We start from the raw sequence: 14,053 nt of genomic DNA, 5'->3' as shown, positions 1-14,053 counted from the left end.
CGTGATTAGATTGGCTTTAGAGCGTCGAATGTCGGCTGGTAGGCCGCGATGATTTTGTCGAGTCGATCGTGGCAGGCTTGATTGGTTTGCATGCGTTCTGGTTGCTCTTCGAACCACTCGAGGGTGCGTCGGATGCCGGTTTGGAAGGAGGTGGTGGCTTGAAAGCCAGGCACTACACGTTTGATTTTTGTGTTATCAAAGAGAGTGCTGACAGCTTTGTCGCCGAGTAGGCTGCCCTCCATGCGCGGCTCTAGTTTGGCGATAAAACTGGAGGGAATATGTATCTTTTCGACCGGACCAGTTCCTGCGGCAATCCCCACTGCGTCGTAGATTTGGTTCCAAGTCAGTAATTCGTCCGAGGTAATATGGAAGGCTTCACCAAGCGCCTGTTGGTTGCCGAGTAGGCCAACGAAGCCTTTGGCGAAATCAGTGGCGTGGGTGATTGTCCATAAATTGTTGCCATCTCCATGCACGACAACAGGACGTCGTTGACGCATGCGTTCGACGATCGTGTAATCATTCCACCCGCCAATGGCAGTGGGAATCACGGTTTCGTAGGTGAGAGAAGGGCGGACTATGGTAATGGGGAAGTCGCTCTCACGGTAGGCGGTTGTGCAGGCATTTTCGCAGGCAATTTTATCCCGAGAGTAATCCCAGTACGGGTTCTTGAGTGGTGTCGATTCGGTGATGATCGGTTGAGCCAGTGGCTTTTGATAGGCGCTGGCGGAGCTGATGAAAATGTACTGTGCACAGCGCCCTGAAAATAGTCGGATGTCGCGCAGGATATCAGATGGTTTGAACGCGATGAAATTGGCGACCACATCAAAGCTGCGCTTGCCGAGTGCGGCGCGCGTGGCGGCTTCGTCATTAATATCTGTTATGATCGATTCGGCACCATGGATGTCATAGTCGGCAAGTGAACGTGTGCCACGATTGAGTAGGGTCACTGTGTGCCCCTGTTGCAAGGCCAGACGGACGCTGGCTGCGCTGATGTTTCCTGTGCCTCCGATGAATAGTAATTGCATGTTTAGATGCTTAGTCAGTGATGACTACTATACGAAGCAAATTTAGAGTAAAAACTCAAAAAATCCACCAACCGATGGTGGCAATCAATAAGATCAGCAAGATCACCGATAGGCTTTTACGTTCTTGGCTGGTAAGACGCATGCTAAGAGTAGAGCGCATCGTGCGCTTGGGGACAAGATTTGAATGTCGCCCGATGCGGCAGCTCTTTAATGGGAGATCACTTGCTAGAATGAGGCGTCGATGAGTGCTTGAATTTGCAGGCCTGCTTGTGCGTAGGCTGTAATGAGATCGTTTTCGAGCATCTGGTAGGTGCGTCCGCTCATGAGTTGAGTGAGTGCGCTTTGCTGCGCTTCGGGATGATCGGCTACTTTCATGGCTTGGATGTAGGTGCGGAGATGGCTCCCGGGTTCATCCCCTGACATGTGTAAAAAGTAGTAAGTGAGCAGAAAGGCGGAGACGTAATGTTGGTTGTGTGCGGAGGGATGATTTTGAAAGTGTTGATTCCACTCGTCGCGGTCGAGGGTCATGAGTTTCTGGATGTCCGTGATCCAGTATTGATTTTCGCTGCAACGGCGGATGTGTTTTTCCGACCGAAAGTGCATATTTTTAAAAAGTAGAGTGCCCTGTTGGAAGGGCACTGATTCTAGATAAACTGCCATGCCTTCGATGAGCCAAATGGGCAGCACATCCAACCAGTCGTGCTGGATTTGATGGGTGACTTCGTGGGCGATGAGTCCGAGGTTTTGGATGGAAGTAATGCGTCCCTCTTTAGAGCGTTTTGCACCTAGGGTCTCGAATCTGACAACAGCTTCTCGACTTTCGGATAGGTAAACACCTCCCGAGCCTAAAATACCGCCGCTATCTATATAGTGCTGTTGGCTATCTACTAGCTTGACCACACGTCGCTGTTTTGATGGCAGGTATTCAAAGCCTAAGGGGAGTGCTAGGAGGCTGGCATAACTGGCTTCTAACACCCGTAGCACATCGCACAGTGCTTTGCGCGAGAGGGGGTGGTCTGAGATCAGTTCAAAGTGATTGCTGTGATAAAGGCTGCCTTCCGTTGTGGGAGCTTCCCGGATGATGTGAACGGTGATGTCGGCAGGATAGGTGATTGATTCTGGCCACTCCATTGCGACCGCCTGAAGTTCAGCACTGAAGCCAATGCAAAGCGTGAGAACTGAAACGATAGACTGAAGCAGGGATGTGTAAGCGCGACTCATGTGAAATTGTTTTTCACCGAGTAGCGAGATTGGTGCCAGAAGTCACAAGCTAGGTGAATCTGATCGAAAGATCAGATCGTGTGTATGGCTGATCTTTATATATTTAGTTAATTCCTGTGCCAGCGAAGAGCATTAGTGTGTGTGATGCTCGTGGCTGTGGTCGAGGTAGAGCCCCTTAAAGGCGGCGAGCTTGGCGGAGAGTGTTTCAACCGGTTCGGCCTCTACACTTTGCTTGGATTTCATTGAGTAGACGATGATGTGGTGCAGCACTTCCAATTTTTCAGCGTAGTGGTCTGCGCCGGGCTTGATGCGCTGTGCTAGGAAGTAATTGGCCGTTTCATCAATGATCTTTTGCGCATGGCTTTCTTTGTTATTGGTCCAACGGATCAATTGCTGTTGGTCCTGCGCACTGAGTGTCTCTTTACCTGCGATTTCGCGAATACTCTTAGCTGCTTTTGCGATTGTTTCGACATGTTGTTCTAGCTCGCCGAATTTCAGTTCGTCGCCGTAGATGCCGCATGGTACTTGGCAGTGAGCGCTCAGCGATGCTGCCGAGAATAGAGAGACGAATGTGAAGGTAAGTATATAGAGTGCTTTCATAAGCTCCCAATCTTACGGGTGGAATCAAAATTGCAAACTACAGATTCTGTTTTTATGTTTGTTCGGTGGGGATTGCTACTTGTTCAAGTTTGGAAATAGGCGTTTACCCAGCGATAGAAGGCGTAGAGTCCTGGTGGTAGCTCGCCGGGCGGAATGACCCAGCTGAATGTCCGCTCGATTGAGAGCGCGAGTGATTCGATGGGGCGTAGCCGTTTGAGGGCAAGTTCTTGCTGCAGCACCCTGCGTGGCATGAAGGCAATGCCTAAGCCGGCTAAGGTGGCATGCTTGAGCGCCATGGTCCTTCCAAATACGAAGTTGGGTTGCAATGATTGCAGCCGAACGCCGTGTTGAGTTAAATGCTCTTCTATCACTCTTCGTGTGCCGGAGCCTGGTTCTCGCCATAGGATGGGAAGCTGGGGCAACATTTCCAGGCTGACTGGTTGTGATAATATTTGCTTGAGCTCTCGGTTTACTTGGCCTGGGGCATAGATCGGTATGATTTCATCAATCGCGAATGGCTCCAGGTGTAGTCCTGCGGAGGCGCGTGTCAGTCCTTCAACTGCTCCGAGCGATACGCGACCACTGCGGACGGCTGCCAGCACCTCGTCTGTGTTCTCGGAGCGTAGCTCTATGCCTGAGCTGCTATGTGTTTGTAAAAACTCAGCCAGTAGTTTGGGGAAAACGAAATCGGAGAGGGTGGAACTGGCCGAGAGTCGAATGGGGCTATTGAGCAATTGAGTGGTATGGGGATCTACGGCTTCTAGTGCTTCGCGTAGTAAGTTGGGGAGCTTTTGCGCGACAGGCAGCAGGCGCTTGCCCGCCTCGTTCAGTTGCATCCCCTGACTGGAACGGTCAAATAAGCTTTGGCCGACTGCATCTTCCAAGCGTTGAATACGTGCGGAGAGTGTGGGTTGAGAGAGGTGCAAAGCCCGTGATGCGGCTAATACACCTCCATGCTGAGCAATGGCCAGAAAGGTGGACAGCCATTCGGGGTCCAGACGTGGCAGAGTGGATTTCATAATTTCACTCTTATGTATAGATAAAGCTGATGGCAAATTGAAATTATCGATTACCAGCTTGCGGGGCTTTATCGTATAGTGACGGCATGCAGATTTTGAGGCGCAAGGAAATTATAACCAGTGAGTGGAGCATTCCGCTATGGGTATTATGTATTCTATGCATTGAGGTGAGCGGTGCGGTGGCATTGGGCCTGGGGATCGGTATGGCCCTGCTGGGCTATAATCGTGATTGCAAGCGTTGGAGTGACTGGTCACACCGCTTTTTACAGATATCGATCATTGGGTTGGGAGCGGGGCTTGATTTACCAGTGGTCGCTCAGGCTGGGCTGGACGGTTTTGGAATTACTTTTGTCAGTATCGGGCTGATATTGTTTTGTGGGCATTGGCTGACCCGTTTGCTCCGGGTTCCTTCGGAAACAGGTCTTTTGATTTGCGTCGGCACGGCAATTTGCGGTGGCAGTGCAATTGCTGCAGTGGCGGGAGTTTTACGGCCACGCTCGCAGCATAGTGCGACGGCATTAGCGGTTGTGTTTGCGTTGAATGCGTTGGCATTGCTTATATTTCCGCTGTTGGGGCACCTTTTTAGTTTAAGCCAGCAGGAGTTTGGCTGGTGGGCTGCGCTGGCGATTCATGATACCAGCTCGGTGGTGGGAGCGGGCTTGGCGTATGGACCAGATGCCCTGTTGATTGCGACGACAGTAAAGCTGGCCCGTTCGCTGTGGATTTTACCAGTCGTGTGTTTGGCTGGTTATTATTGTAATCCTACTTCGGTGGCACGGCCGAGTAAAGGCGGGCGACAGACGTATTTATCGATGCCTTGGTTTATATTTGGTTTTATGGGGATGGCCACTGCGGTTTGGTTGTTTCCAGAGATCAAGCCTGTAGGAGATTGCCTTTTCTTTGGGAGTCAACGTGTGCTGGCAGCAGCCTTATTTCTGATTGGTTTGGGCATGGTGCCAAGTATGCTGAAGCAAGTCGGCTGGCGACCTTTGGCGCTAGGTTTGGGTTTGTGGCTTCCCACTGCACTGCTGTCGTTGCTGGCATTGAAACTACTGGTCTTACCCTAAGTGTTGGTTTGTCGTTTATTTTAATCTTATCGATTCATACATCTAAAATTATACATTAAGAATATTCATAAATAGGATGAGCCGAATGCGTGGTCAATTTAGGGTGCATTAGGCTTACTTGGCATGGCGAGCGCTGGGTATATCGCAGGTTTTACAAGCACCTACCTATACCAATGCAACCAAACTAAGCTAAAAAATAATGAGCCAAAATAAATTCAACATTCTCAATCTAAAAGATCCGAGCATACGCACGCTTCACTTTACCTGGGTGGCGTTTTTTATAACTTTTGTAGTGTGGTTTAATCATGCGCCGATGGTGATGGCGATTAAGGAGGCCTTTGATCTAACACAGTTACAGTGGAAGGCCTTGTTGATCTTGAATGTCGCGCTAACGATACCTTCTCGAATCGTGATTGGTATGTTAGTCGATCGCTACGGACCGCGCAGAACCTTCAGTTTACTGCTACTTGCTTCCGGTGTCTTATGTGCGCTCTTTGCGCTGGCTCCGAATTATCAATTACTGGCGCTGGCCCGTTTTGGGATGGGCTTCGTGGGGGCAGGCTTCGTGATTGGTATTCGTATGGTCGGGGAATGGTTCCCGGCACGTCAGGTGGGGTTGGCTGAAGGCATTTACGGAGGCTGGGGCAACTTTGGATCGGCGGCCGCGGCGATGTGCTTACCTACATTGGCTTTGGCCTTTGGTGGTGAGAATGCCTGGCGTTACACGCTTCTAGTCACGGCAGCTGTGGCCTTTATATACGGAATTATATATTATAAATCGGTGAGGAATACGCCTGAAGGTGCCACATATTTCAAACCGAAGAAATCGGGGGGGCTTGAAGTGACATGTCGCCGGGATTTTTATTTCCTCTTGCTTATGAATGTGCCGATGTATCTGGCTTTGGGAGTGCTGACATGGCGCTTGTCTAATGGCGGAGTGGGCTTGCTGACGACTTCTTTCGCGTATGTCATCTATGCTGGGCTGATTGCCTTGTACCTTTTTCAAGCCAGTCAAATTTACCGTGTGAATAAGGAGATGTTGGCCGATCCGGAATCGATTCCCGAGATGCACCGTTATCGTTTCAGCCAGGTGGCGATTTTGAATGTGAACTATTTTGTGACTTTTGGTTCGGAGCTGGCCGTGGTTTCGATGCTTCCATTCTTTTTTATGGAGACCTTTGGTCTGACTGCCGTTCTGGCAGGCATGTTGGCATCGGGATTTGCCTTTATGAACCTGATTGCACGCCCGGCCGGGGGCCTTTTAAGTGATAAATTTGGTCGTCGTTGGACGATGATTTTACTGATTTTGGGGCTGGCAGTTGGCTATTTTACACTCTCCATGGTGGGGCCCACGTGGTATTTGCCGTTGGCGGTCATTGCGACGATGAGTTGTTCCTTTTTCGTGCAAGCGGGCGAGGGGGCTGTCTTTGCATTAGTGCCATTGATTCAGCGTCGGATGACGGGGCAAATTGCGGGCATGACCGGGGCCTACGGTAATGTGGGTGCAGTTTGCTTTTTGACTGTCTACTCTTTTGTAGACGCTTCGACCTTCTTTATGGTGATTGCCATTTCATCGGCAGCAGCTTTTGCAGGATCGATGTTTCTACGTGAACCGAAGGGACATACTGCTGAAGTGTTGGAAGATGGAACTGTTCAACTGATTGAAGTTGGTTAATTGTGTTCGTATGCAGATCGTACCTGAGCTTTCTGTCCGCTATGGACAGGCCACATCAGCTGGAGTGAAATCCCAGAATGATGACTGCCTTGGTGTCCGAATTCCCTCCGATTCAAGTTTGGGCACCAAGGGGGTGGCGATGGTGATCGCCGATGGCGTGTCATCGGCGGAGGCTGGGCGCGAAGCGGCAGAAATATGTGTGCAGGGCTTTTTGAGTGATTACTACAGCACGCCCGATACCTGGCAGGTCAAAACTGCGGGCCATCGGGTGATTGTAGCGATCAACAGTTGGCTCTATGGAAAGGGGCAAGCCTTTGCGGAAGCGCGCAAGGGCTTTGTCTGTGCCATGAGCGGGCTTGTACTCAAATCGCACTCGTTACACTATTTTCACGTAGGAGATACGCGTATCTATTTGTGGCGGGCGGGGCAGTTGGAGCAGCTGACACAGGATCATCGCGCTTGGGTGTCTCCCAAGACCAGCTATCTCGCCCGCGCCATGGGCTTGGGGATGAATCTGGACGTGGACTATCGCCGTGTACAGGTCGAGGTCGGTGACGTTATTTTGACCTGTAGTGATGGTGTACATGAATTTGTCACGGATCGCGAGCTTGCGGATTGTATTATTCGCGGCCGCGAGGAACTGGATGCATGCTGTGAAGCGATCAATGCCCAAGCCTTGGCTGCAGGGAGTCATGACAATGTGAGCTGCCAGTTGCTGGAGATTACAGGCCTGCAAGACATGTCGGCAGCAGAGGTTTATGATGAGCTCGGTCGTTTGCCTTTTCCGCCGCCATTGGAACCTGGGATGAGTCTAGATGGCTATATCGTGGAGCGTATTTTAGATGAGAGTCCACGTTCGCAGTTGTATTTAGTCAAAGAACCGGGCTCAGGGAGGACTTTGGTAATGAAGACACCTTCGGAGCTTTACAGTGATAACCCTGCCTACATTGAACGGTTTTTAGTAGAAGAGTGGGTGGGGCGCCGAATTGAGAGTCCAAACTTGGTTAAGGTGATTGATAAGCATCAACCCGCGAAATTTCTCTATTATTTGATGGAGCATGTGGAGGGCGTAACCTTGGTGGATTGGATGCGGGCCAATCCACAGCCCGAGATGGGGCAGGTCGTTCGAATTCTTGAGCAAATCGTGGCTGGAGTACGTGCGCTCCACCGTAAGGAAACCCTGCATCAGGATTTGAAGCCGGATAACATTCTTATCAATACCGAGGGAGTCGTTAAGATTATTGACTATGGTTCCGTTGCGGTTGCGGGACTTAAGGAATCTGCTGTGCCTTTTACACGCCAGGCGGAGTTAGGGACCAAGCGTTATTCCGCGCCGGAGTATGTACTGGGACGACGTCCGTCGACACGTTCGGATCTGTTCTCGATCGGTGTGATTGCTTATCAACTATTTGGAGGCGGTGCTGTGCATCCATATGGCGATTCGATGGAAACTGCTCAGAGTGTGCGGGATTTTTCATTGCTCAAGTATCGTTCAGTCACTGCGAGTAATCCATTGGTGCCACAGTGGATTGACGGTGCTTTGGCTAAGGCGGTCCATTTGCACCCGGAGAGTCGCTATGAGGCGCTTTCTGAAATGCTTGCTGATTTGCAACAGCCTAACCTCGACTTTTTGAATCGTGAGGGACTGCCTTTGATGCAACGGAATCCACTTGCCTTTTGGAGGGGACTTTCTTGTGCGTTGGCTGTTGTTGTGCTCTTGCTCTTGCTGCGAATTTTAGTGAAGTAGGATGATGAATTTATTTCATGTTTAAGATTAAATTGTTGAAGTGAGCTAATTTGATCAATTGGCAAGGTTGGCATGCGGTGGGCTATTTGATGTTTATCATGAACACCGCATTTGCTAGTCATCAAAAACAATATTTAGAAGGTTTCTTTGCTGGGGTGAACCAGCGCGTAGGCATGCCCTTTCTGGGGCAAAATGCTCAAGGGCAATTTACTGATGATCCCGCACAGGCCACCGAAGAGTCGGTTTACGGCACACCACTGGATGAGCTCTGCAAGGAAGAATTAATTAAGCACGAGCAAAACGGTCTGGATGTCTGGGACACGATTGTAAAGAACTCTGAGTTGGATCAGTTTCCGGAAGCAGCCGACATGTTTCGCTACAAGTTTTACGGTCTCTTTCATGTGAAGCCGGCACAAGATTCCTTCATGTTACGCACACGTGTAGCGGGATGCGCGCTCAAGTCGTATCAATTGACTGGGCTCGCTGAAATTGCGGAAGATTTTGGCGGTGGCTATGCGGACATCACCACGCGTGGTAACTTTCAAATTCGTGAAATTATGCCCAGGAATACCATCTCGACATTAATCAAGCTGGATGAAATTGGACTTACCTCCAAGGGCTCGGGGGCAGATAACCTGCGCAATGTGACTGCGAGCCCGACCAGCGGCTTCGACCCGGAAGAGGTGCTTGATGTGTTGCCGTATGCGAAGGCGATGCATCACTATATTCTAAACAATCGCGATCTTTACGGTTTGCCACGCAAGTTTAACATCGCTTTCGATAGCGGCGGCCGTGTCTCGGTGTGTGCGGATACCAACGATATCGCATTCTATGCCGTGCGTGTCGATGAGGGGCAGGGCGTGGAGCCCGGCATCTACTTCAGAGTGCAGCTTTGCGGTATCACCGGACACAAACAATTTGCTAAAGATTGCGGTCTGTTGATCAAGCCCTCGGAAGCGGTGCCATTGGCAGCGGCGATGATTCGAGTCTTTATTGAAAATGGAGATCGTACCAACCGCAAAAAGGCACGTCTGAAATATCTAGTGGATGACTGGGGCGTGGATAAGTTTCTGGATGAAACTAAGAAGAAGCTCACGTTTGCATTAGAGACTTTAGCATTGGATCAATGCGCTCCACGTGCTGGCACGCAGCAACACGGGCATATCGGTGTCTATGATGAGCGTGCTGCGGATTATTATTACATCGGAGTTGTGGTTCCAGTGGGGCGTATGCTGCCTGAGCAAATGAAGGCCATCGCTAAGATTGCCGATCAATACGGGCGTGGCGATATTCGACTGACCGCATGGCAAAACTTAATTATCCCAGGGATTCGTAAGGAATATGTGGATACGGTCAAAGCAGCCATTGTTGAAATTGGGTTTCATTATAAGAGTACAACGATCTCCGGTGGATTGATCGCTTGCACTGGAAATGCGGGGTGTAAGTTTGCAGCCAGCAACACGAAAAGCCATGCCGTGCAATTGGCTGATTATTTAGAAGCAAACATTCAATTAGACCAGCCGATCAATATTCACCTTACTGGATGTCATCACTCTTGCGCGCAGCACTATATTGGAGATATCGGTCTGATAGGTGCGAAAGTAAAAGTGGGTGATGAGAGTGTTGAAGGCTATGCCGTCGTGCTAGGTGGCGGAGTTGAGGAACGGCAAGCAATCGCTCACGAGGTATTTGCCGGCACCGCCTTCGAAGATCTTAAGCCATTGTTAATGCGGGTGCTTCAAACTTATCTTTCCAAACGTGAAGGTCAGGAAACTTTTTGGCAGTTTTCACGTCGCCATAGTGTGGAGGAGTTGCAGGCGATGTTTTCCATAGCCGCCTAATTTCTTATTCACCAGCCATTGCGGCTCCGAAAATCTAAAGCTAAATAATACAATTAGTACTACACTTACAGTCGAAGAATCACCACTTGAGATGCTGCTTAAAGAGCAGGGGACTTTGCAGACTCCGGTCGGTATGTTCTCAGCGCAACATGCATCGGCAACTGTGGAGCCTGAGCAAGCGAAGTTTTATAAGCAACTGCTTCCGCTTACAAAACCTGGTGTCGGTGAGCAATATGCCTTTAAAGTAGATCTGGATCAGTGCACCGGGTGTAAATCCTGCGTGTCTGCCTGCCATAGTTTAAATGGACTTGATCCGCACGAGACTTGGCGAGATGTCGGAACCATCCATGGGGTCGATTTGAGAGGTGCCTCATATACGCAGACGGTCACAAGTGCATGTCATCATTGCGCGGACCCTGCGTGTTTAAATGGTTGTCCGGTGCTTGCTTATGAAAAAGATGCGGCAACTGGTATCGTGCGTCACCTCGATGATCAATGTATCGGGTGTCAATATTGTGCGCTTAAATGCCCTTATGATGTGCCAAAATATTCAAAGAGCCTTGGTATCGTTCGCAAGTGTGACATGTGCCATGGTCGTTTGGCTGCTGGTGAGGCGCCGGCTTGCGTGCAAGCTTGTCCGACGGAAGCAATCAGTATCACAATCGTGAATACGCTGGATACACTGAATGCGGCCCGGGCAGGAGCTGAATTCTTACCAGCTGCTCCAGAGGCTGCGTATACTGCGCCCACGACTCAGTATGTGACACAGCGCTCTATTCCGGACGCCGTTGAGGCCGCAGACCTCTATGCATTAGAGCCCGAACATGGACATTTTCCTTTGGTTCTGATGTTGGTGCTGACGCAGTTGAGCGTGGGCTTATACGGGGCTTCTATTATTGCAGCTCCCTTATTTGAGCATTCTTTGCGCGTGGCCGGTTTTATTTGTATGGCGATCGGGCTGTCGGCGTCGACTTCGCACTTGGGGCGTCCACTCGGCGCTTGGCGTGCATTTCTTGGTTTACGCCGTTCTTGGTTGAGCCGTGAGATTCTGACATTTGGTTTGTTTTCAGGACTTGCCGCGCTGACCACCTTCACTGGCTTTGTGGATTTTCTGCCAAGGTCGTTAGCGCATTACTCTGCATGGGCGACTTTTATCATCGGTCTGTTGGGGGTGTTCACCTCAGTCATGATTTACCATGATACGCAAAGACCCTATTGGGCATTTCCAATCACAGCACTCAAGTTTTTCGGCACGACTGTCGGCTTGTCGGCTGCTATGTATGTATTCTTTGCGGCGATTGAGGGAGTCTTGTCGCTTCCAGCCTTGTGCTTCATGTTGATCGGCTTCTGTTCCAAGTTAGTATTAGAGCTGACGATGTTAGGCCAGGCTCAAGCAGATACAATGAGCCCCGCTAAAAAAACGGCCATGTTGCTGCTCTACCCTTTACGCCGAACGACAATTTTACGCTTTGCAGTTTGTTTATTCGGCATGCTTTGTGCGGCTTTGCTCTGGTGGAGCGGGGCGCCTCTGCTGATCTCGAGTGTATCGTTTATCTGTTTGTTCGCTGCAGAATTATTGGAGCGTTCATTATTTTTCCGTGCGGTGGCCGCACCCAAAATGCCAGGAGGTGTTCAATGATGGCAGCGATAGATTTTGTTAAAGAGCAATTACGGATACGTGCCTTTGATGGCGTATTGACTGAGCGTTTAGTGCAAGACCCAGCAGCGCATGGGCTAGGGCGTTTGCCTCATGCTTTCAAGCCAGACGCCACGGTTCATTCTGTTTGTGGCTATTGTGCGACGGGCTGTTCATTAAAAGTGCATTTGAAATCGGGCCATGCGGTCAATTTGAGCACGCATACCGATTACCCCGTGAATTTAGGAATGGCCTGCCCCAAAGGATGGGAAGCCTTGACCCCTTTGGCGGCTTCGGATCGGGCGACCATACCTTTATTACGTGGTCGCAATGATGAATTGGAACCAGTGAGCTGGGGAGATGCTATGGATGCCTTTTGTGGTCGTTTTAAGAGCATACAAGAGGAGCACGGTCAGGCCTCGGTCGCCTTTTTGAGCACCGGTCAAATTGTGACTGAAGAAATGGCCTTTCTCGGATCACTGGCCAAGTTCGGCATGGGGGTGGTGCATGGCGATGGCAATACACGTCAATGCATGGCGACTGCGGCGACCGCCTACAAACAATCTTTCGGTTACGATGCCCCACCTTATACCTATCAAGATTTTGAAGAGTCCGATGTGTTGATTTTTGTCGGTGCAAACCCTTGTATTGCTCACCCGATTATGTGGCAACGGGTGATGCGGAATCAGCGGGAGCCTGAAGTTATAGTCGTCGACCCGCGCAAAACGGAAACCGCGATGGCTGCAACGCAACACCTTGCGATACAGCCCAAGTCTGACCTCGCGCTCTTTTACGGTCTCGCTGCGCATCTAGTTCAAATGGATGCCGTCGATCAGGACTTTATAAATGCGCATACGGAGGGTTACCAAGCTTTCGTCGACTTTTTGAAAGACTACAGTTTAGAAACAGCCACAGCTGCCACAGGCTTAGACTATGCGCAAGTGAGCCAATTAGCTCGATTAATTGCGTCAGGCAAACGTGTTTCCTTTTGGTGGACCATGGGGGTGAATCAAAGCTACGAAGGTACACGCTTGGCGCAGTCACTGATTAACCTCGCACTCATGACCGGTAACATCGGCAAGCCTGGGACGGGAGCAAATTCAATTACGGGGCAGTGTAATGCCATGGGCTCGCGACTGTTTAGTAACACGACGGGCTTGTTAGGAGGGCGCAATTTTGAGTCTGAGCAGGATCGCAACGCTGTTGCAGATATCTTAAGTATTCCAGTCGCAAAAATCCCCGATCAGCCGAGCCTCGCGTATAACGAAATTATAGATGCGATTGAGGCGGGTACGATTAAGGGGCTGTGGTTGATCGCGACAAATACCGCGCATTCCTGGATCAACCAAAAGAGATTTCGGCGTGTGCGTGAGAAGCTGGATTTTCTAGTTGTGCAGGATATGTCCTATAGCACCGAATCCGCTGAGATTGCGGATCTTGTGTTGCCGGCAGCGGGTTGGGGAGAGAAAGAGGGTGTCTTTATTAATTCTGAGCGTCGTATCGGTCTGACTCGAAAAGTGAGTCAAGCGCCTGGGGAGGCACTGTCAGATTTCAATATTTTCCGACTGATTGCGCATCATTGGGGCTGTGCGGAGCTCTTTGAAGAATGGACTTCGCCAGAAGCAGTCTTTCGTATTTTGACTCGTTTAAGTCAGGGCATGCCTTGCGATATTACAGGCATTCAAGGCTACGCCGATCTCGAACGTGCCGGGGGCATCCAGTGGCCTTATCAGCGACCGGAGGGAGGAGCGCGCTTGCAGACTCAGAGGCGCTTGTTCGAGGATGGGAAGTTTTACCGCCCGAATGGGCGCGCGAAGTTTTATTTCGAGGCACCACGTGCGATGCCTGAACCAGTGAATGAAGCCTATCCTTTTATCCTACTCACAGGGCGCGGCACTTCTTCGCAGTGGCATACGCAGACACGTACTGGGAAGTCCGATGTTTTAAAGAAACTGTATCCGAAGAACCCTTACGTGGAAATCAATCCTGTGGATGCACAAGCATTACAGATTCGGCCCAACTCTAAGGTTTGTATTCGATCACGGCGTGGTGAAGTGGAAGCCACCGCTGTGATTTTAGCGAGTGTCCAAGTGGGGCAGGTTTTTATGCCGATGCATTATAGAATCACGAACCAGCTAACTGCCAGCGTCTTTGATCCTTATTCGAAACAGCCATCCTATAAAGCATGCGCCGTCACGATCCATAACATTTAACTCTATCTT

At 50.3% G+C, this 14,053-nt stretch carries 10 protein-coding genes; 6 read left to right on the top strand and 4 right to left on the bottom strand.

Annotated elements, in window-relative coordinates:
• Positions 1–5: 5 nt before the first annotated feature.
• The 4 genes from SH580_RS02265 to SH580_RS02250 form a co-directional block, all read right to left on the bottom strand.
• A complete protein-coding gene (locus SH580_RS02265) occupies positions 6–1,025 on the bottom strand; it encodes an SDR family oxidoreductase (protein ID WP_319833386.1) in 1,020 nt (339 codons plus the stop codon).
• 225 nt (positions 1,026–1,250) lie between these two features.
• Positions 1,251–2,246: a hypothetical protein gene (locus tag SH580_RS02260; protein WP_319833385.1), complete on the bottom strand. Its 996-nt coding sequence runs from the start codon at positions 2,244–2,246 to the stop codon at positions 1,251–1,253.
• 132 nt (positions 2,247–2,378) lie between these two features.
• On the bottom strand, positions 2,379–2,846 hold the full coding sequence (locus SH580_RS02255) for a superoxide dismutase [Ni] (protein ID WP_319833384.1): 468 nt from the start codon (positions 2,844–2,846) through the stop codon (positions 2,379–2,381).
• An 83-nt stretch (positions 2,847–2,929) separates the two neighbouring features.
• Positions 2,930–3,865 (bottom strand): LysR family transcriptional regulator, encoded by a 936-nt coding sequence (locus tag SH580_RS02250; RefSeq protein WP_319833383.1) that lies wholly within the window; start codon positions 3,863–3,865, stop codon positions 2,930–2,932.
• Between the two features lie 86 nt (positions 3,866–3,951).
• On the opposite strand from SH580_RS02250, the gene SH580_RS02245 reads away from it, so the two are divergent.
• The 6 genes from SH580_RS02245 (at position 3,952) to SH580_RS02220 (ending at position 14,044) form a co-directional block, all read left to right on the top strand.
• Positions 3,952–4,932 carry a YeiH family protein gene (locus SH580_RS02245; protein WP_319833382.1) on the top strand — a complete coding sequence of 327 codons (981 nt, stop codon included), beginning with the start codon at positions 3,952–3,954 and terminating at the stop codon, positions 4,930–4,932.
• A 199-nt stretch (positions 4,933–5,131) separates the two neighbouring features.
• Positions 5,132–6,607: a NarK family nitrate/nitrite MFS transporter gene (locus tag SH580_RS02240; protein ID WP_319833381.1), complete on the top strand. Its 1,476-nt coding sequence runs from the start codon at positions 5,132–5,134 to the stop codon at positions 6,605–6,607.
• Between the two features lie 10 nt (positions 6,608–6,617).
• Entirely contained in the window at positions 6,618–8,354 is a 1,737-nt protein-coding gene (locus SH580_RS02235; RefSeq protein ID WP_319833380.1) for a bifunctional protein-serine/threonine kinase/phosphatase, read from the top strand.
• Between the two features lie 98 nt (positions 8,355–8,452).
• Entirely contained in the window at positions 8,453–10,195 is a 1,743-nt protein-coding gene (locus SH580_RS02230; protein ID WP_319833379.1) for a NirA family protein, read from the top strand.
• Between the two features lie 91 nt (positions 10,196–10,286).
• Complete coding sequence (locus SH580_RS02225; protein ID WP_319833378.1) at positions 10,287–11,834, top strand: DmsC/YnfH family molybdoenzyme membrane anchor subunit; 1,548 nt, start codon at positions 10,287–10,289, stop codon at positions 11,832–11,834.
• Positions 11,834–14,044, top strand: coding sequence for a molybdopterin oxidoreductase family protein (locus SH580_RS02220; RefSeq protein WP_345786243.1), 2,211 nt, complete (start codon positions 11,834–11,836; stop codon positions 14,042–14,044). The genes SH580_RS02225 and SH580_RS02220 overlap by 1 nt, the downstream gene beginning before the upstream one ends.
• Positions 14,045–14,053 lie beyond the last annotated feature (9 nt).

Origin of the sequence: Coraliomargarita algicola (genome assembly GCF_033878955.1) — a bacterium.
In the GTDB taxonomy this organism is placed as follows: domain Bacteria; phylum Verrucomicrobiota; class Verrucomicrobiia; order Opitutales; family Coraliomargaritaceae; genus Thalassobacterium; species Thalassobacterium algicola.
This window is presented reverse-complemented; position numbering and strand designations above follow the sequence as displayed.

Excerpts from the sequence above, each read along its gene's own strand:
- SH580_RS02260 (WP_319833385.1), bottom strand. The coding sequence starts at position 2,246 with ATGAGTCGCGCTTACACATCCCTGCTTCAGTCTATCGTTTCAGTTCTC.
- SH580_RS02225 (WP_319833378.1), top strand. The coding sequence starts at position 10,287 with ATGCTGCTTAAAGAGCAGGGGACTTTGCAGACTCCGGTCGGTATGTTC.
- SH580_RS02250 (WP_319833383.1), bottom strand. The coding sequence starts at position 3,865 with ATGAAATCCACTCTGCCACGTCTGGACCCCGAATGGCTGTCCACCTTT.
- SH580_RS02255 (WP_319833384.1), bottom strand. The coding sequence starts at position 2,846 with ATGAAAGCACTCTATATACTTACCTTCACATTCGTCTCTCTATTCTCG.
- SH580_RS02240 (WP_319833381.1), top strand. The coding sequence starts at position 5,132 with ATGAGCCAAAATAAATTCAACATTCTCAATCTAAAAGATCCGAGCATA.
- SH580_RS02235 (WP_319833380.1), top strand. The coding sequence starts at position 6,618 with ATGCAGATCGTACCTGAGCTTTCTGTCCGCTATGGACAGGCCACATCA.
- SH580_RS02220 (WP_345786243.1), top strand. The coding sequence starts at position 11,834 with ATGGCAGCGATAGATTTTGTTAAAGAGCAATTACGGATACGTGCCTTT.
- SH580_RS02245 (WP_319833382.1), top strand. The coding sequence starts at position 3,952 with ATGCAGATTTTGAGGCGCAAGGAAATTATAACCAGTGAGTGGAGCATT.
- SH580_RS02230 (WP_319833379.1), top strand. The coding sequence starts at position 8,453 with ATGAACACCGCATTTGCTAGTCATCAAAAACAATATTTAGAAGGTTTC.
- SH580_RS02265 (WP_319833386.1), bottom strand. The coding sequence starts at position 1,025 with ATGCAATTACTATTCATCGGAGGCACAGGAAACATCAGCGCAGCCAGC.